General features: G+C 73.7%; 13 protein-coding genes and 1 pseudogene. 11 read left to right on the top strand and 3 right to left on the bottom strand.

Annotated features, from left to right (window positions below):
• The first annotated feature begins 1 nt into the window (after position 1).
• Genes EST92_RS04700 through EST92_RS04655 form a run of 10 tightly spaced genes read left to right on the top strand, consistent with a single transcriptional unit; the run spans position 2 to position 15383 of the window.
• Complete coding sequence (locus EST92_RS04700) at positions 2–1105, top strand: lantibiotic dehydratase C-terminal domain-containing protein (RefSeq protein ID WP_161981699.1); 1104 nt, start codon at positions 2–4, stop codon at positions 1103–1105.
• A complete protein-coding gene (locus EST92_RS04695) occupies positions 1102–2766 on the top strand; it encodes a SagB family peptide dehydrogenase (RefSeq protein WP_129279666.1) in 1665 nt (554 codons plus the stop codon). Before EST92_RS04700 ends, EST92_RS04695 begins: the two co-directional genes overlap by 4 nt.
• Positions 2763–4490 carry a hypothetical protein gene (locus EST92_RS04690; protein WP_129279665.1) on the top strand — a complete coding sequence of 576 codons (1728 nt, stop codon included), beginning with the start codon at positions 2763–2765 and terminating at the stop codon, positions 4488–4490. The genes EST92_RS04695 and EST92_RS04690 overlap by 4 nt, the downstream gene beginning before the upstream one ends.
• Positions 4487–6430 (top strand): TOMM precursor leader peptide-binding protein, encoded by a 1944-nt coding sequence (locus tag EST92_RS04685; protein WP_129279664.1) that lies wholly within the window; start codon positions 4487–4489, stop codon positions 6428–6430. The genes EST92_RS04690 and EST92_RS04685 overlap by 4 nt, the downstream gene beginning before the upstream one ends.
• Positions 6408–7757, top strand: coding sequence for a cytochrome P450 (locus EST92_RS04680; protein ID WP_129279663.1), 1350 nt, complete (start codon positions 6408–6410; stop codon positions 7755–7757). The genes EST92_RS04685 and EST92_RS04680 overlap by 23 nt, the downstream gene beginning before the upstream one ends.
• Positions 7733–9034 (top strand): class I adenylate-forming enzyme family protein, encoded by a 1302-nt coding sequence (locus tag EST92_RS04675; protein WP_129279662.1) that lies wholly within the window; start codon positions 7733–7735, stop codon positions 9032–9034. Before EST92_RS04680 ends, EST92_RS04675 begins: the two co-directional genes overlap by 25 nt.
• Positions 9035–9050: 16 nt before the next feature.
• On the top strand, positions 9051–10238 hold the full coding sequence (locus EST92_RS04670) for a cytochrome P450 (protein ID WP_161981698.1): 1188 nt from the start codon (positions 9051–9053) through the stop codon (positions 10236–10238).
• On the top strand, positions 10226–12832 hold the full coding sequence (locus EST92_RS04665; RefSeq protein WP_129279660.1) for a lantibiotic dehydratase: 2607 nt from the start codon (positions 10226–10228) through the stop codon (positions 12830–12832). The genes EST92_RS04670 and EST92_RS04665 overlap by 13 nt, the downstream gene beginning before the upstream one ends.
• An 11-nt stretch (positions 12833–12843) precedes the next feature.
• Complete coding sequence (gene tsrT / locus EST92_RS04660) at positions 12844–14619, top strand: tryptophan 2-C-methyltransferase (protein WP_129279659.1); 1776 nt, start codon at positions 12844–12846, stop codon at positions 14617–14619.
• Positions 14616–15383 carry an SDR family oxidoreductase gene (locus EST92_RS04655; protein ID WP_129279658.1) on the top strand — a complete coding sequence of 256 codons (768 nt, stop codon included), beginning with the start codon at positions 14616–14618 and terminating at the stop codon, positions 15381–15383. The genes tsrT and EST92_RS04655 overlap by 4 nt, the downstream gene beginning before the upstream one ends.
• On the opposite strand, the gene nshR is transcribed toward EST92_RS04655, so the two are convergent.
• The 3 genes from nshR to EST92_RS04640 form a co-directional block, all read right to left on the bottom strand.
• Positions 15373–16182 (bottom strand): NshR/TsnR family 23S rRNA methyltransferase, encoded by an 810-nt coding sequence (nshR, locus tag EST92_RS04650; RefSeq protein WP_129279657.1) that lies wholly within the window; start codon positions 16180–16182, stop codon positions 15373–15375. The genes EST92_RS04655 and nshR overlap by 11 nt on opposite strands.
• Before the next feature lie 125 nt (positions 16183–16307).
• Positions 16308–17042, bottom strand: a complete 735-nt coding sequence (locus tag EST92_RS04645; protein ID WP_129279656.1) for a hypothetical protein — start codon at positions 17040–17042, stop codon at positions 16308–16310.
• A 191-nt stretch (positions 17043–17233) separates the two neighbouring features.
• Positions 17234–17866, bottom strand: a complete 633-nt coding sequence (locus EST92_RS04640) for an RNA polymerase sigma factor (protein ID WP_129279655.1) — start codon at positions 17864–17866, stop codon at positions 17234–17236.
• 291 nt (positions 17867–18157) lie between these two features.
• On the opposite strand from EST92_RS04640, the pseudogene EST92_RS04635 reads away from it, so the two are divergent.
• A pseudogene (locus EST92_RS04635) lies at positions 18158–19040 on the top strand (hypothetical protein); the annotation flags it as partial.

Below are 19040 nucleotides of genomic sequence, written 5' to 3'. Positions count from 1 at the left end.
CATGTCCAGCAGTGAACAAAAGGATCTCACCGTCAGCGTCCCGTGGTCGGTGCAGGAAGACCTCCTTCTCGACGTGGCCGCGCCCACGCTGGAGGAGTCGGTGGCACTCGGCGAGACGGAGTCATGGTTCTACCTGCGGGAGAACTACGGCGGCCGGCCGTTCCTGCGGTTGCGTTTCGCGACCCGGAGCCCGTCGGTCGAACGCCGCCTGAAGTCCCGGATCATGGAGCACATCGGGCCCGCGGCGTCCGACGACCCCTTCGCGCACCAGCCGTACAACCACGAGCACGACTGGCTGGGCGGCGAGGCCGGACTGGGACTGGCGGAGGCGTTCTGGACCGAGACCACGCCGCTGGCGCTGCGGACCCTCCGTGCCACGCGCGGCGACCGCGCGCTCCGCCTCGCCGCGGCCTTCGACTTCCTCGTGTGCAGCGGCGTGCTGCTCGCCCCCCATCTGCCGCCGCCCGTCGCCAAGTTCGGCTTCAAGGCCGGCTACCTCTCCTACCTGGCGACGTTCGAGGGCTACATGCTGCTGATCCGGGACCCGGAGGGCACCCGGGCCAAGCACGCCCAGCGGTACGAGCAGAACCGCGACCTGTTGCGGCCGCGCCTGCGCGCACTGGTCGAGCAGATGCAGGACCCGGAGGGTGACCTGGCCGACGTCCCCGAACTGGCCCGTGAGTGGGCGGTGCGGCTGCGCGGCTATCTCCCGGCCATCCGGAAGGGCTTCGACGAAGGCCGCTTCTACCTCTACGCCACCCCGCGGAAGGCCGAAACGGCCAAGCTCACCCCGTCGCCCGACGGCCTCTACCGCAGGCCGAAGGTGGAGTGGCTCGCCGACCTGCCGGAGCCCCCGGTGGCCGGCATCCACCGGGCCATCGCCGACAACACGTACTACCAGGGCATGATCCGTGAGGACCGCCGGTTCCTGGCCTCCCGGCTGGCCCAGGCGTACACCAACTGGCACCTCTACCGGCTGGGCTTCCTGCTGGCCGACCGGTACACGCTCTTCTACCTGATCGCCCGCGCCTTCGAGGAGGAGTACGACCTCGACGCGGCGGAGCTCATCCGGTCCGTGCAGCCGGAAGCCGAGGTCTCCGGATGACCGCGGCCGACACCGGCGCACCGCCGCTCTCCGGTGACCCCTCGGAGCGCGGACCGTTCGACGACGCGGGCGTGGACGCCTTCGTCCGCAGGCTCCGCGGCAGTTACGAGGAGGTCCACCCGCAGCACTGGCAGATCGACTGGCGGAACATCCCCAGCCCCTTCCGCTGGTACGCCGACCTGCCCCGCAGGGACCTGCCGACGATGTCGCGGACGGTCGCGGCCGGTGGCCCCGCCGCGGCGGCCGCGTTCGCCGCGTCCGACCCGGCCACCCGGCTCGGCGCGCTGCTCCAGGCCGGCTACGGCCTGACCGGTGTGCGGTGGTACCCCGCCGGCATCGCCAAGAGCAGCCCCGAGGAGCCCACGCCGGTCCACCGCAACCCGCACTACCAGCTCCGCCGCGCCATGCCCTCGGGCGGCGTGACGTACCCGGCCGAGTGCTACGTGGTCACCGCGGGCACGGAGGGCCTGGACGCGGGGATCCACCACTACGACGCGGTGCGCCATGCCCTGGCGGTGCTGTCCCGCGGCCGGCCGCCGGCGGAGCTGGCGCCCCCGGCGGGCAGCGTGCGGATCGTCCTCACCCAGCCGCTGTGGAAGAACTACTTCAAGTACGGCGACTTCTCCTACCGGCTCGGCGCGATGGACACCGGGGCGGTGGTCGGCCAGTTCGCGCTCGCCGCCCGCTCGTGGAACCTGCCCGCGCGCGTGGCGTTCGGCGTGGACGAGCGGCGGATCGCCGACCTCCTCGGGCTCGACCCCGAGGAAGAGGCCACCCCGGCCGTGGTCGACATCGCGCTGGGGGAACCCGCCGAGGCGGAGCGGGGGCCGGCCGCCGGCCCCGCGGCTCCGGTCGGACGGCCCCGCTGGCTGGGGGCCTCCGCGCCGCCCGGCCCCACCACCGGTACCCGCCGCATGCACGCCGCCTGCCTGGCGGCCGGACGTCCCGGCCGGCCGATCGACCTTCCGGCCGTCGTGCCGGCGGACCTGGCCGACCGGGCGGACGCGGAGCTGCCCGCGGTGTCCGGGCGGCCGCTGTCGGTCGCCGACTCCTGGGCCCGGTCGGCCCTCGGTGAGCAGCTGAGGGGCGCACCGCTCCCCGCGGACGTCCTGGCGGACTGGCTGCCCCAGGTGCTCGCCCCGCTGGACTGCGACGTGACCGGGAGCGGGGACGGCCCCGCCCTGACGCACCCGCGGTGCGTGCTGGTCGTCCGCTCCGTGCCGGGGGTGCCCCCGGGGGCCTACCTGCCGCAGCAGGACGGGCGCCGGCTCGCCCGGCTTGCCGACGGGGACTTCGGGCCGGTGGTCCAGCGGAGCATGTTCGCGCACTACATGAACGTCGGACAGGCACCGCTGATCGCCGTCATGGTCGGTGCCACCGAGCCGCACCGCGGTGCGAGCGGTCCGGTCGGCTACCGCACCCAGCATCTGCTGGCCGGTGTTCTCGCCCAGCGCCTGGCCGTGTGCGCGGCGCGGGACGGCAGGTCCGCACACCCGGTGCTGGGCTTCGTCAGCGGCGTGCTCGACGAGGCCCTCGGACTGGGGGCCCGACGCCTGACGTCCTTGCTGATGGTCCCCGTGGGCGGCTACCGCCGGGGCCTGTATCTGGAGAACAGTCTGAGTCCGCTCGCCGCGCCGGCGGGCGACGGGGGTGGGATATGACCGGCACTGTGCTGCGCCTGCGCGCCGATGCCTACTACGTACCGGTGCCCAACGGGGTGTGGATCCGTACGACGGACGGCTCGTTCACCCTGAACGGCAAGACGGTCGCGACCTGGGTGGAGAAACTCGCCCCCCTCCTGGACCGCGGTGTGGTGCCCGACGAGCTCCTCGGCGCGCTCAAGCCCGAGCAGGCCGCCTTCGTGGACAAGCTGCTGAAGGCGTTGGAGCAGCGGAAGGTGCTGCGGCCCGAACCCGCCGACGAGGGGGCCGACGACCCGGAGTCGGCCCGTCTCTTCCCCCAACAGGCGGAGTACCTCCGCCACTTCACCGCCCGTCCGGCGGAGGGCTTCGCCCGTGTCCGGCGGCACCCGCTGGCCGTGGCGGGCCCCGCCGAGCGGGTGGGGCCGCTGGCGACGACGCTGATGGAGACCGGCTTCGGCGACCTCGTGCTGCTGGACACGGCGCCCGGGAAGGAACTCCAGGAACTCGCGGAGGACTTCGGCCGGCAGGGTGCGCCGGTATCCCTGTCCGGCCCGGACGGGGACCTCGACGGACGGACCGTGATCGGGGTCTTCGCCCCCGGAGAAGAAGCGGACGCCTGGCGGCTGCTGGACCGGGCCGAAGCGCTCGGCAGTGGCGCCTGGGCGGCGCTGGTCCGCGGTCAGGCGATGCTCCTGAAGGGGCAGGTGCCCCGGTCGGGCCGGGCCTGCGTCCGCTGCGCCTGGCGGCGCCTGGCCCACCAGGCCGTCGAGCTGCCGCCGTCCGACGGGCTCGGGTACGTACCGGTGTCGGTGGCGGCGACCGTGCTGGCACAGGAGGTGTTCCAGTACGTCGCCGGCGGCGACGACGCCGTGCTGGGCGAGGGCGTGGTGGTGGACCTGACCCGGCTCAGCATCTGGCGCACGGACGTCGATCCGGACCCCGAGTGCCCCGGGCATGCGGTGCCCGCCGGCCCGGCGGACCCGTCGGTCGCTCCGGCGGTCGGTCGGCGGACCCGGTTCCCCGACTCGGTCTTCGGCGCGCGGTGCTTCGGCCCGCTGTTCTCCTGCACCCCCGAACAGCTCCCGCAGTTCCCGCTCACGGCGCTGCGCCTGCGGATCAACCCGCCGGGGCGCGGCGAGCCGACGGGCTCGGCCGACGGCCCGGTCATCGTGGCGGAATCCGTGGCCGACGCCCGCGCCGAGGCCGCCCTGACCGCGGTCGAGGCGACGCTCCCCACCAGCGGCGACGCCGTCGTGGGCGTGGGCAAGGACAGCGCCGAGGCACGTGCCCGCGCCCTGCTCCGCTGGGCCGACTCGGCACTGGCCGACGCGGCACCGGACGACGCGGCACCGGACGACGCGGGTGCGGAACGCCGGGAGGGCACGGCCCGCTCCGAGCGGGCCCGCGCGCTCGCCGAACTGGCCGGCGGGGACGTCGAGCTCAGCACGGCGCGCCATCCGAGCGGACTGTGGCGGGCCCGGGTGGACGGCACCGTCACCCGGACCGGCTTCGACCCCGACCAGGCGGCGGAGCGCGCGCTGCTGGCCGCCCTGGCGCGGGGACAGCTCGGGCACGGCGACCACGTGACGGCCGTGACGGCGTGGACGGGCACGGTCCCGGAGGAGCGCCGGGTCGACGAGGTCGCGTCCGCACTCGGCCTGGCCTGGCGCGAGCCCGCCCTCCCGCCGCTGGTCGCCGCCGACCTGACCGGCATCGTCCTGACTCCGGGACGCGCGGGATGAGCGAAACGCTGACGTCGCGCCGCCGGGCGCCCCGTCTCCCCGACGGTCCCGCGGCGGAGTTGCGCCGAGGGGTCGGCGACGCGGTCGAGGTCCGCACCGCGGACGGCGCGCCCGCGGCCGGGGACGGCCGCCCGGTCGTCGTGGTGCACCTGGACTGGGATGCCGACCTCTCGGACCTCCCGGCGGCGGACACGGTCGTCGTGCCCGTGTACGGGCTCCGCGGCCGGGTCGTCGTCGGCCCGGTGATGCGGCCCGGTCAACCCGGCTGCCCGCACTGCCTGGCGCTGCGCGTACGGGCGGCGGACGGTCCCGAGGGCGTGCCCACGGGGGCGGAGTCCGTCCCGCGCCGGCTGTCCGCACGGCGCGGCGGCTGGCTGCCGCCCGGAGCCCTGCGCCTGGTGGCGGCCGTGGTGCGCGACGAGGCGGAGCGGCTGGCCGCCGGAGTGCCCCCGCGCGGCGTCGACGCCGCCTTCGCGGTCGGGCCCGCGCGGTTGACCGGCGACTGGCACCCGGCGCTCCCGCACACCTTGTGCACCGCACCGCACTGCCTCGGCAGCCGCCGCCCGCTGCCGCCGCCCCTTCCCGACCTGTCCAGGCCCCTGCCCACGACCGGCGTGGGCTCGGCACGACGCGTCCCGGCCGCCCGGTACGCCGAGCGACTGGAGCAGGAGTACCTCGACGCGTGGTCGGGCCTCACCCGGTCCGCCGCGGTCGGCGACCGGGCCGCCCTGCCCTCGACGCAGGTGCGGGTGCCCACCGTCTGGGGATTCGACGAGATCGCGATCGGGCGGGCCGAGGACTACGCGGGGGCCCGGCCCGCCGCGATCCTGGAAGGCCTGGAGCGGTACGCCGGGTGGCACTGCGGCGGCCGCGACCCCGTCCGCTTCGCCGCGTTCGCCGAACTCGACGACGCGGTCGACCCCCGCTCCCTGCTCCTGCACCCCGACGAGGCGTACCGGCAGCCCGGATTCGAGTACACGCCGTTCACGCCGGACACCCGGACGGGGTGGGCCCAGGCGTACTCGGCGCACACCGGGCGGCCGGCGCTGGTGCCGTTCCACGTCGCGTATTACGGCGCGACCAGGCGCCCGGACACCGGCCCGCGGTTCGTCTACGAGAACTCCAACGGGTGCGCACTGGGATCCGGCGTCGAAGAGGCCCTGCTGGCCGCCTTGTTGGAGGTGGCCGAGCGCGACGCCTTTCTGTGCGCGTGGTACTCCGGGACGCCGTTGCCGGAGATCGACCTCGGCGGGTTGACGGGCGAAGCCGCCCGCGCCGTGCGGACGGTGCGGCACCGGACCGGACGCGACCTGCGGGCCTTCCGGGCCCTCGGCGCGTTCGACGTTCCCGTGGCCCTGCTCGTGACGACCTCACCCGATCCGGAGCTGCCGGCGACCCTGGTGACCGCGGGCTCGGGGCTCACGGTGGAGAGGGCGCTGCTCGGGGCGGTCCACGAGATGGCCGCCGCGGCGCCCGTGATCACGGTGGAATACCGGCGCCGCCGCCCCGAGTTGGAGCGCGCCCTGCACGCCCCCGACCTCGTGCGCCGCATGGAGGACCACGCCCTGGTGGGAGCCCTGCCCGGGGCCCGGTCGCGGTTCTCCTTCCTCCTCGACGGGGTGCCGCCGAACCCGTCGCCGGCCGTGGCCCCCGCGCCACCGGCCGGCGACGTCGCGGCGGATCTCGCCGCGATGCTCGCGGCGGCGCGGCGCGACGGACAGGAGGTCTTCGTCGTGGACCACACCACCGGCGAACTGGATCGCCTGGGCCTGAGCTGCGTGAAGGCGATCGTGCCGGGCACCGTGCCGATGACCTTCGGCCACCGGCACCGACGGCTGCCGCCGCCCGAGACCCTCCAGGCGTTCCGGGCCAGGAACGGCATCGGCCCCGTTGAGTTCCCCATCGAGGAGGTACGGCATGAGCCGCACCCATTCCCCTGAGACCGCGGCCTCGGCCGCCCCCGCGGCGACGCCCGAGGGGCTGAGTCCCCTGCCCAACGGTTTGGGATGGGTGGTCAGCAGCCGGTCCCTGACGGTTCGGCTGCTCGGCGACCACCGGCTGGGCGTCCTGGAACCGCAGCCGGTCATGGCCCACCTCGTCACGAAGCTGCCCGACGCACTGCGCCCCCAGGTCGACGAGATCGCCGCGTTCGCCGAACGCGTCATGCTGCAGACCGGCCCCGCACGCCATCAGGTGCTCCGCAGGGCGTTCGGCGGATTCTTCGACGCCGACGCGATCGAGGCCCGCACGCCGGAGTTGCGGCGGGGCGCCGAGGACATCGTGCGCCGGTTCGCGGCGTCCGGGGGCGGCGAGTTCATGACCGCCGTGGCGTTTCCGTACGCGGTGCGCGTCGGGGCGCGGCTCATCGGCTTCACGGACGACGACTACCGGCGGCTGCACAAGCTGAGCCAGCAGGTCGCGCTGGTCGCCTACGCCGCCCGGCTCGACGACCCCGCGGAGGCGGTCCGTGCGGGCCATGCCGCGCTGGTCCGGGTCCGGGAGATCGTGGCGGCGGCCCGGCCGGCCGCGCCGGCGGCGTCGGTGCTCGGCGCCTGGCACGCCGGGACGTTGGACCTGTCGGACGAGGACATCGAGGCCAACGCCGTGATGCTGGTGCAGGCCTCCCTGGAAACGGTGTCCGGCATGCTCGGGAACGCCGCCGTACGGATCCTCGGCACACCGGGGGCGCTCGCCGACGCCGCATCCCGGGAGAGCCTGCTCGATGAGGCCCTCCGTGCGGAGCCCCCGCTCAAGACGCTGGAGCGCGTGGTCCGGGAGCCGTTCCAGCTCGACGGTCACGAGTTCCGGTCCGGGCAGGTCATCTCGGTCCGGGTCGCGGACGCCAACCGGCTGGACGACGACCCGGTGGCCGGCCGGGCGCTGTTCTCCTTCGGGTGGGGTGCCTACCGCTGCCTCGGCGCCCGACTCGCCCGGCACCAGGCGCAAGAGCTCTTCCAGGCGCTGCACCACCTCGCGCCGGACGCCGCGCCGGCCGACGCGGAGATCGAGCGGGTCCGGCACATCCGCTTCGACATGCCGCGGCGGCTGCCCGTGGTGTGCTCCCCGCCGGCGGCCGACGGTGCCTCGCTCACCCGCGCGCTGACCGACGCCCTCGAAGAGGAGGACCTCGACCGGCCGTTGACGTCGCTGGAGCGCGAAGTGACGTACGTGGTGCTGAAGGAGAACGGCGTGATCGTCCCCGAGGACCTGCGGGGCCCGACGACCATCAGGGAGTGGGTGACATGGGCGCTCTCGGAGCATGGCTGACGCAGGCCGCACCCGTGCTGCGCGGCTCTGGCGCGGGCGTGGTGACCGAGCGCGGACGGTTCTCCTGGCCCTCGCTGCTGGCGCGGGCCGAGGAGTTGGCGGCGGAGCTGCCCGACGCGCCGCACGGCTGGGTCGTCCCCTCGGACGGCGGCGAACGGTCGCTCGTGGGGCTGCTCGCGCTCGGCCTGCTGGACCCCGCGCCCCGCTGGGTGCTGGGCGACCCGGCCCGGTGGGGCGCCGCCGGACACGCTGCCGTGGGCGACGGCACACTGCTGGCGGCCGGGCCGCAGGCGGCGCCACCGCCGGGCGTGGACGGGCCCACCTACGCCACGGCGTCGTCGGGCACCACCGGGCGGCCGAAACTGCTCTTCGGCCGGCCCCACGCGGTGGCGTCCGCGGTCGAGTTGTACGCCCGCGGCCTGCCGGAGTACGCCTCGGCCGAGGTGTTCGCCACGTGCTCCGCGATCGATTTCGCGGCGGCCTTCTACATGGTGGTCGCGCCGGCCATGATGCTCGGCCGCGACCTGGTGCTGTTCCGGCCGAGCGGGTGGGAGACGGCGATCGGCGAGCTGGCCGGGCGGGCGGGGGTGTGCCTGGCGCCGCCGGCGCTCGCCGTGCTGGGCGCCCGGACCGCGGCCGGCCAACGCGCCTTCTCCCACACGTGTTTCGTCCCCGCCGGCGGTGGCCTCACCCCGGAGCGGGCGGAGCGCATCAGCACGGGATTCCCCGGCAGCCAATTCCTCACCATGCTCGGTTCCACCGAGACGGGACTCGTCACCGTCGACCGTGCGGTGCGCGACGACGGCTACGTGGGAGCGCCGCTGCCCGGCAAGCCGGTGTGGCTGGAGGACATCGGGCCGGACGGGGTCGGCACGCTGTGGACCCGCGGCCCCGACACCCGGTTCGCGGTGACCGGCGGACGGCTGACGACCCGGCCGGACGGCGCGGTGACCACCGGTGATCTCGCCCACCCGGCCGACGGCGGCTTCGTCCTGGACGGCCGCAAGGACGACTTGGTCAAGGTCGACGGCGTCAGTGTCTACCCGCGGGAGATCACCGCCGCCGTGCGGGCGCTGCCCGGCGTCACGGACGCCTCGGTGGCCCTCGACCGCTCCCGGACCGGCGATCGCCTGACCGTCATCGCGGTGGGCGACATCACCGAAGCCCGGGTCCGCGACGCCTGCCGACGACTCCCCGCCCCCGTGACACCGCACCACGTCGTCTGCCGGCCGGCCGACGAGGCCGCCTATGACGCACGCGGCAAGGTGCTTCGCTGAGAAAGAGCGTGATGGCATGACGACCGGACCCACTCGTGCGGCAGTCACCGAGGCATTGCTGAGGTGCCCGGCCCCGCTCTACGCACGCATGCACCGCCAGGGGCCCCTGGTGTGGAGCCGACCCGACCGGACCTGGGTGGTGACCGGCTACGACCTCGCGCGGCTGGTGTTACGCGATCCCCGCTTCCGCCTGCCCGGCCCGCCACCGGAGTCGGAGTGGTCGGAGAACGGCAGCCACGCGGGCTTCTTCCAGAGCATGCTGCTGGCCTCGGAGGGAGAACGCCACGCGCGCCTGCGCCGCTTCCTCGGACGGCTCTTCACCCCTCGGGCGGTGCGCGCGCGGACCGTTCGGATCGAGGCCGCCATGGCGGCGCTCCTGGACGACGCCGGGCGGTGTCCGACCATGGACGGCGTCGCCCGGATCAGCGCGCGCCTGCCGGTGAGCGTGATCGGCGACCTCGTCGGGATCCCCGAGAACGACCGCCACGAGGTCAGTGAGCTCTGCCGAGTGATCAGCAGGGGCGGCGGCGTGGCGTCGGGGCGGCCCTCCGGGGACGACGTCGGCAACGCGCTGGCCCGGGTGGACGACCTCGGCCGGCTCGTCCAGCGGTGGCGGGCCACCCCGGACCGCCTGATGCCCGACTCCGTGCTGGCACTCGCCGTCGACGCGCGGGACACCTCGGAGGCGCTGTCCGACACCGAGGTCCTCGCCAACGTCTTCAGCCTCTACATCGCCGGCCACGACACCTCCCGCAACATGCTCAGCGGCTTGCTGCTGCGCCTGGCCACCCACCCCGAGCTGCTGGCGGGCCTGTCGGCCGGCGAGGTCGACACCGCGGCGGAGGTCGACCGGCTCCTGCTGGGCGAATCCCCGCTCACGTTCACCGTCCGGGTGGCACAGGAGGAGTGCACCCTCGAAGGGGAGCGCATCCGCCCCGGCGACATGATCAGGGTGATGCTCGGCGCGGCCAACCACGAGCTGCTCACCAGCGGCGCGCAGGCCGACCACGCGGGGGTCAGCTTCGGCGAGGGACGCCACGTGTGCCTCGGCGCGCACCTGGCGCGTACCGAGGGCCGGGTGCTGCTGGAAGCGGTCGGCCGGCGGTGGTCCGGGCTCCGGCTCGCGGCCGAGCCCGCCTGGACGCCGCACTTCCTCCACCGGGGACTGGACAGCCTGCCGCTGGAGATCGCATGGCGGCAGTGAGCGGGAACGACGCACCACCGCCCACCGACCGCGTCACCCTGGGCCCGGTCGCGGTGCGCCGGCGCTGCCGGCTGCCCGGTTCCGTCGTGGTGGATCTGGGCAGCGACGGGGTGTGGCAGGCGGCCGGAGCATGGGCCGCCGCCGAGGACGCCGCCCACCGCCGCGGCGCCGTGCTCGCCGACCACCTCGGCACGCTGGTGCCGACGGTGCGTCAGGAGCAGCGCCGGGACGTGCTGCGGGCGCGGCGCGCCGCGTTCAACGCCCGGCCGCTCCCGACGGGGCTGCCGGTGGACGCGGCCACCGCCGACCGGATCGCGGCGTACACGCGCACCCTGGCGTCCCGCGACACGTCCGAACGCGAACTCGGCCTGGCCTTGGGGAAACTGGCCGAGACCGCCGGCGCGACCGTGGACGCGGCGCTGCGCGAGGAGGACATCGCCTGGTCCGTCGAGCTGTCGGTGCCCGGCCTGCTGGCCGCCGGACCGGTCGGTGTGCTGGACGCGACCACGGGCAAGAAGGCCCGGCGCAGGGCCCTCACGCTGCTCCGCCTGGTGCACCGCGCCGCGACCAAGCCCACGCCGTTCGCCGGTTTCGCCACCACCGACGTGCTCTTCCGGGGCGCTGCGACGACCCCGCCGCGCACCCATGTGCGGGTGGATCGCGTCGTGGTCGAGTGGGTGCGGCAGTGGATCGCCACCGGCGGCTACCGGAGCCTTGAGCCGGAGCTGCTGTGGCTCACCGTCAACCCGAGCGCGGCGGTCCGGGAACACCCCGACGGCCTGCGCGTGACCTGGCTGGTGAACGCGGCGAACGGCACCGAGCGGGTGCGGTCCGCGCGGTGCGGAGCGGCGCTGGCCGGCACGCTGCACCAGTTGCGGGACCCGGTCCGCCTGGACACCGTCGCGCCCGGTGGCGCGCTGCCCGACACGCTGACGCGGCTCATCGAGCGCGGGCTGCTGGAGGCCGGACCACGCCTGCCGACCCACGGCCGGCGGACGCTGTGTGCGGTGGCCGACGCCACGGTCCCGGCGCCGGGCGCCGAGGGGGAGGAGGCCCGGCGGGCCCAGGACGTGCACGACGCGCTCTGCGCGCTGCGCGACGCGGAGGACGCGCTCGCCACCGCCGGGGCGGCGCGCACCGCCGCACTGCGCGGCGCGAAGGAGGGCATCGCTGCCCTCTCCCACACCCTGGGCACCGGCGTCCGGACGGCCGACCGCGCGACGGTCAGTGCGGACGTCGTGGGCGTCCGGGCCGACGACGGCATCCTGCGGACCTCCCCCGAGGTCCTCGCCGACCTGGGCCGGGTCCAGCGCATCGTGCCGTTGCTCGGCTTCGAGTTGCCGTTCCAACTGGCCACCGGCATCGCGTTCCGGCGCCGCTTCGGGCCGGATCCGGTGCCGGTGCCGACGGCGTACGAGTGGTTCCTCGACGCGGGCCGGAAGGAAGCCGATGCCCTGCTCGCCGACTGTGCGGCGGAGGAGCTGGCGGCGGTGCTCGCCCTCCGTCAACGGCTCTTCGACGGGCTGCGCGCGGCGGCGGAGGGGCCCGGCACGGAGGTCAGCTGCGATCCCGACCTGCTGGACGCGGTGGCGGCGGGGCTGCCGGACGCCGTCATGGACCTCCCGTGCGCGGCGTGGCCGGTACAACTCGCCGGCGACCAGGTGGTGGTCAACGGCGTCGGCACCGGCTACGGACGCTTCGCCGCCCGGGTCGCCGCCGACCTCGACGCGTCCCGGATCGCCGAGTTGCGCGCGTGGGCGGCACGCGCGGAAACGCCCCAGGCGGGCGGAATCCCGGTCGACGTCTCCGCGTTGCTCGGGGCCACGGTCAATGAGCACCCGCTGTTGCTGCCCGCCGCGCTGAGCTATCCGGGACGGGCGCTGGAGTGCGACCCCGCGGCCCGCATCGACCTGTCCGCCTGTGTCGCGCAGGCGGTGGGGGGCCGGATGCTGCTGTTCAGCGACCGCTTCCCGGGACGACCGCTGTTCCCGGTCCCGCACAACTCGACCCTGGCCACCGTGGCGCCCGGACTGTACCGGTGGCTGAGCCGCTTCGGGCCGGCGTCCGGCGCGACGCTCACGCTGTGGGACCACGTGGACGCCCTGGCGGCGCCGGAGTCCCCGGCCACCGTCCGCCACTACCCGCGGCTGACCCTGGGTCACCTCGTCCTGAGCCGGCGCACCTGGAAGGTCCCCGGCGCCGCGCTCCCCGGCGGGACGTGGGCGGGGACGGCCCAGGGGGCGCTGGCCTGGCACCGCTGGTGCGCGCGAACGGGCGTGCCCCGCCGGTCGTTTCTGCGCAGCACCACGCTCCCGGACCCCTGGGACGTGGTGCGCGGCCGGGCCGACAAGAGCCCGGTGACGGCTGCCCGTTCCGCCTCCGGCGCGGGGATCCGCAAGCCCCTGTACGTCGACCTGTCCCAGCCCCTGTGCTGGCCGGCCGCGGCGGGTGCCCCGGGGGACACCCTGACCTTCACCGAACCGCTGCCCGACCCCATCGACGCCGGCCCCGACGGTCGCGTCACCGAGTACGTCCTGGAGACCTCCCAGCCCCCGCGCGTATCGACCGCGGGCGGCGCCGGCGCCCGGCCGTAAGAAGGAAGCCAATGGCACACAAAGGCATCATTACGCTGATCAACCCCAACCAAATTTATCCACCTATCGCGCCCTATGCACTGGACGTCCTGACCACGGCGCTGGAGGCCGAGGGATTCGACACGCACGTACTGGATCTCACGTTCCATGTGGGCGACTGGAAACAAGCGCTCCGGGATTACTTCCACGGCAGCCGCCCCTTGCTGGTCGGCGTCACGTGCCGCAATACCGACACCGTGTACGCCTTTGAACAACGCCCGTTCATCGATGGGTACAAGGCGGTCATCGACGAGGTCCGCGGGCTGACCGCGGCTCCCGTCATCGCCGGTGGCGTGGGGTTCTCCACCATGCCGTTCGCCCTGGTCGACTACTTCAACGTCGATTTCGGTGTGAAGGGTCCCGGCGAGAAGATCATCTGCGACCTGGCCCAGGCCCTCGTCGAGGGGCGGACCGCCGACCACATCCCGGGACTGCTCATCAACCGCGGCCCCGGGCAGGTCACCAGGGTGCCCCCGCCGGTGCTGACCGGACGCGCGGCGGCTGCTCCCGCGCCCGTGGCGGCCCCCGCACCCTTGCCGGCCCCCGCGCCCCTGTCGTTCGACGCCGTCGGCCGTTACGAGAGCCGGGCGTGGCAGGCGGAGACCGAACGCTCCTACACGCGGCGGTCCGGCGAGCCGTACAAGATCGACAACCTGCGCTACTACCGGGAGGGGGGCCTGGGCAGCATCCTGACCAAGAGCGGCTGCGTCTACAAATGCAGCCACTGCGTGGAACCGGACGCCAAGGGCACGCAGTTCGCGCGCCGCGGGGTGGCCGCGGTGGTGGACGAGATGGAGTCACTGACCGCCCAGGGCATCTACGACCTGCACACCACGGACAGCGAATTCAACCTCTCGATCTCCCACAGCAAGAGCCTGCTGCGGGAGATCGTCCGGCGCCGGGAGAGCGACCCGGCCGGTCCGCTGCGCCACCTCCGGCTCTGGGTCTACTGCCAGCCCGCGCCCTTCGACGAGGAATTCGCGGAGCTGCTGGCGGCCGCCGGCTGTGCGGGGGTGAACGTCGGCGCGGACCACGTACGCCCCGAGATGCTCGATGCGTGGAAGGTGACCGGGAAGGGCACGCGCTACTACGACTTCAGCGACACGGTGCGGCTGGTGGAGCTGAGCCACCGCTACGGAATGCTGACGATGGTCGAGGCGCTGTTCGGCATGCCGGGAGAAAACCTGTCGACCATGCGCGAGTGCGTCGACCGGATGATGGCGCTGGACGCGACGGTCACCGGCTTCAGCCTCGGGCTCCGCCTGTTTCCCTACATGGATCTGGCGATCTCTCTGGCCGAGAAGTGTGACGGGGTCCGCACGCTCCCCGGACTGCAGTCCAACAACGCGACCCGGCCGATCGTCCTGAAGCCGCTGCGGAAATGCAGCAGCCCCATCGAGTACGAACGGCAATTCATGTTCGACGAATCCGGTGAGTTCCGGCTGGTCTGCTACTTCTCGCCGGACCTCCCGGAAGCTCCGGGAACGGTGGGCAGCCCCCACGGGATATGGCAGGCCTCGGTCGATTTCCTCTGGGACCACATTCCGAAGTCCGAATACTATCGAGTGATGCTGCCGACCATCTCCGGCAGCAGTGAGAACGACAACAATTACGCCGACAACCCGTTCCTCACCAGCCTGAACAGGCAGGGGTACACCGGCGCTTTCTGGGCGCACTGGCGCGACCGCGAGGCCATCATGAGCGGTACCGGCGCCCTCGGGGAGCTCGCGGTGGAGGCGGCCCGGTGAGCACTGAACTCCCCTCCCTACGAGGGCAGGTGGCGCTGATCACCGGCGCGGGCCGCGGCCTCGGCAGCATCCTCGCCGCCGGACTCGCCGAAGCGGGCATGGCGGTCGGGCTGATCGGGCGCAACCGGCGGCGGCTGGACGACACCGCACGTGCCTGCGCACGGCACGGGGCCGCCACCGCCGTCTGCGTGGCGGACGTCCGTTCCCCACGGGAGATCCGGGAAGCCGCCCGGGCGGTCCATGCCGAACTGGGGCCCGTCGACCTGCTGGTGAACAACGCCGGGCTGGTGGACCAGGGCGAGGCCCCCTTCTGGGCAGCCGACCCCGAGCACTGGTGGGAGGTCTTCGAAACGAACGTCCGCGGCACCGTCAACGCCTGCCAGGCGGTGGGACGGGAGATGATCCGGCGTCGGTCGGGCCGGATCGTCAACGTCAGCTCCATCTTCGCGGTGAAGGGGGACCTCCGCTACTCCGCCTACAGCGGTTCCAAGGCGTCGCTGCTGGCCCTGGCCGCTGTCGTGGCCGAGCCGCTCCGGGACCACGGGGTCCACCTCTTCGACATCAGCCCCGGCATGGTGCGCACCGACATGACGCTCTCCATGGCCGTCTGCGCGGGCCGTGAGGACTGGACGGACCCCGCCCGTTTCGTGGCGGCGGTGCTCCGCGTGGCGCGTGGCGAGCTGGATCCGCTCGCCGGACGCTTTCTGCACGTGGGGACCGACGACTTCGATGAGTTGCTCGGCCGGGAGCAACTCACCGGCTGACGGCGAAATTCCGCTGAGCCCTCTCGTGCAGCGCGATGCCGACCGACACGGAGACGTTGAGGGACTCGGTGGAGCTGGCCATCGGAATGGAGACCGATGCCGCGGACGCCTGCTTGAACAGGTTCGACGGGCCGCCCTTTTCGCTGCCGAACGTCAGGGCCAGCCGCTCGCGGGCGTCGCCGAGTTCCTTCACCGCAAGGTCGCCGTCGGCCTCGAACACCATCAACCGGAGGCCGCTGTCACGGACGAAGGAGACGGCCTCCTCGCGGCTGGCGAGCACAATGGGGAGCGAGAAGACATAACCCCGGCTGGCCCGGAGCAGACGTCGGTCGGCGATGCTCGTGAGATCGCTGTCGACGAGCACGATTCCCGAGGCCCCGAGGGCGAGCGAAGTCCGCACGATCGCCCCGATATTCCCGACGATCTTCGCTCCGTCGAGAAGGACGACATCCCCGTCCCGCTGCGCGATATCGCTGAATTTGGCCGGGCGGGGAACGCGGGCGATGCCGAAGGTCTTGGCCTTCCGCTCCCCCTTGAACAATTGATTGACGATCGCTGAATCGACAAGCCGGACCGGTACCTCGTGCTGCCTGCACAGGTCGAGCAACTCAGCGGAGAGCGGCGTGTTGTCGCTCCCGTACACCTCAATGAATTGCACCCCCGCCCGAATGCATTCCATCAGCGGTTCGGTGTCCTCGATCAATGTCGTCCTGATGTTGGACCGGGAATGCTTGGTGACATCGATGATGCGTTGTACCGCAGGATCGGAATTACTGGTGATCGTGTCCAACTCAGTCATGGGCCGAGTCTAACCGTCCGCTTTTGGCCGGCGTCGTCCGTGGATGCGGGGGAGCGAACACCCGACGCCGACGTGTACGAGGCCGGTGCCCCCGGGCGGGCCGGCCTGCCGAGGGTGCCGCGGGACTACTGGTGCTTCCCGCCGCCGTTCCCGCCGTTTGTCCGGTCGTTTCCGGTCGGGTCGTGCGTGCCGCCGGGGTTGGCGTCGGCCGTGCTGTTGCCGGAGGCGCCGGTGTTCCCCCCCGGGCCGTTGCCGGCGTGCGGAGTGCCCTTGCCGGGTTTGCCCGTGCCGGCCGGTCCGCCCGGCGCCGCCGTCGCCCGCGCCAGCTGCTCGGAGCAGTACGCGGCGACCTTGTCCCGTCCGCCGGCGGCCGCGACGAGCCGCTGCCAGGCCGTCGCGTCGAGTGCCTTGCCGTGTCCCTCGACCTTCTTGTAGGCGCGGCAGTGGGCCGCGGTGTCCTTGGCGGAGGAGGGGTGGTTGCCGCGGCCGGAGCGGCCGGAGGGCGCCGACGAGGCCGTATTGCCCGGCTGATCCGGGGCGACCACGGAGGGGTGCGTGGGCCCCCGGCCGGTACCGGCACCGTCGGTGGACGGGCCGGCCGAACCGATGGCCGCGTACGCGACACCGCCCAGGGCGAGGCTGGCGAACACCGCGCCGAACGTCATCCGCGCCGGGCGCCGGGCACTCCGCTCCTCGCGCGGCCGCCAGTCGTCCCGGCGCCGGGTACGGGCCCGGTGTGCGCCCGCGCCGTGGTCGGCGGCCCGGAAGGCGGCCAGGGCCCGCCGCTCGGCCTCGGGATCGGGACGGTCCGCGCGCAGGGCGGCGCCCAGCATCGTTTCCAGCGTGGCGGAGTCCTGCACGTCCGGAGGGCCGGACACGGAGCCGTCCGGGTGCCCGTGCCGGTGACGTGCCGGAGCTCCGTCGCCGCTCAGCCGTTCACCCATGTCCGCTTCCGTTCCTGGCCGTTCCTGTCAGACCGTTTCGATTCGTCGAGGTGCCGGTCCTCGGCATCTTTCGACCGTTCACTGTCGCCCTCGACCGCCCTCGTCGTTCATTTCGACTTCCCCAGCGTTCGGGAAGCCCCATCCGTCACACCTTCGCCCGCCTCGTCGCCGACGCCCAGCCGGCGGGCGAGACCTTTCAGGCCCCGGTGGGCGGCCGTGCGCACCGCTCCCGGACGCTTGCCGAGGACGCGTGCGGCGGCGGGCGCGTCCAGTCCCACGACGACCCGCAGGAGCACCGCCTCGGCCTGGTCCCGCGGCAGCCCGCGGACCAGTTCCAGGGCCTGCTCGGTGGAGAGGGACTCCAGGGCCTGGTCATGAGTGTTGTGCGGTCCGGGCAGGTTCAGTACGTCCTGTTCGGTCCCGCCGGCCCGGGGCCGCACGCGCTGGCGGCGCAGATGGTCCAGCGCCCGGTGCCGGGCGATGGTCGTGGTCCAGCCGCGGAACCCGGCCCCGTCCCCCTTGAAACGTCCGAGGTCGCGGGCGATCTCCAGCCAGGCGTCGGAGGCCACGTCCTCCGCGTCCCTGCCGACCAGTCCGTGCAGATAGCCGAGCAGGGCCGGCTGCACGATCCGGTAGGCCATCGCGAAAGCGGCCTCGTCGCCGCCCTGGGCCCGCGAGACCGCTGCACCCAACTCCTCGTCGTACGTCGCTGCCCGCCGGGTTTGCCCTACCTGACCCAAAGCTGCCCTCGTTCGCTCCGGTTTCATGGTGAGTCCGTGTCGCCCGCCGCGCTCCGGTCGCATCGACGGCCCATGGTGAACAGCGTCCGCCCTCACAGAAGTGTCACAACGGCCAGTGGTTCTTCACGTCGTCGGTGAGTGCGGGCCGGCGCCTCTGCGCATTCCTCGCCCGGATCGCCCCTTTCCGGGGGCTTCATCCGTCCCGTGCGGCCCAGGTGTAACAGTTCCGGCCGAGTTCGCTCTCTCCATGCGGGCGACTGTGTCGGTCGGCCAGGACAGGGGACACGACTCGTGCGGTGGACAGACGGAAGCGGAGCGGCGTACGGCGAGGATCCGTACGCCGGCGCCGGCTACACCCATGCCTACGGCCGCCACGGGTACGCCTACCGTCCGGAGCACACCTACCGCCCCGAGTACGCCTACGGCCGCCAGTACGCCCACGGCCAGGGACATGCCCATGGCCACGAGTACGGAGGGGGCGTCACGGGCGTCGCCACCGACACGGCCGCGCCGCCCTGGGACGGGGTACAGCCCGCCCAGTGGACGCACCCGACGGGACAGTGGACGCACCCGACCGCCCAGCAGACGCACTCGACGGGGCAGTGGACGTACCCGACAGGGCAGGACACGGCAGCATGGGACCCCCTGTACGGCGACGCCCTCACCGGGCCGTTCCCGCCGGTGTTCCCCACGGAGCAGCTCCCGGTGTCCGACACGGCACAGCTGCCGGTGATCGACCCACCCGGCCACCCCGTGCCGGAACCCGACACGCCCCAGGGCGGGTCGGCGAGCCCCGTCTTCGTCGATTCCTCGGGGCGACGCCAGCGCCGCGTGCTCCGCGCCGCCCGGCTGCTGCTGATCCCCGCCGGCGGCTATGTCGCCGTGCTGATCAGCTCGATGCTGGGCGGCCCCAGCATCAGCTCTCCGTTCGTCCCGCACGCGGAATCCCCGCACTCGGTCACGCCCACGGCGACCGCACCCGACTCCTCGTCCGACACCGGACACCCGACGCGGAGCGCGAGCCCCACCACGGCGCGGAAGAACTCCGGCACCGCGGCGCGGAAGACCCCCGGCCCCACCGACCCGACGGTCGCCTCCACCGCCCCCGCGGCCCCGTCCCGGCAGGCGGCCGCGGGGGCGGTGGAGGCGACCGTCGGGTCGGTGGGGCCGGGGG

It is taken from the genome of Streptomyces sp. TM32 (assembly GCF_004122755.1).
GTDB classification, from domain to species: Bacteria; Actinomycetota; Actinomycetes; order Streptomycetales; family Streptomycetaceae; genus Streptomyces; species Streptomyces sioyaensis.
This window is presented reverse-complemented; position numbering and strand designations above follow the sequence as displayed.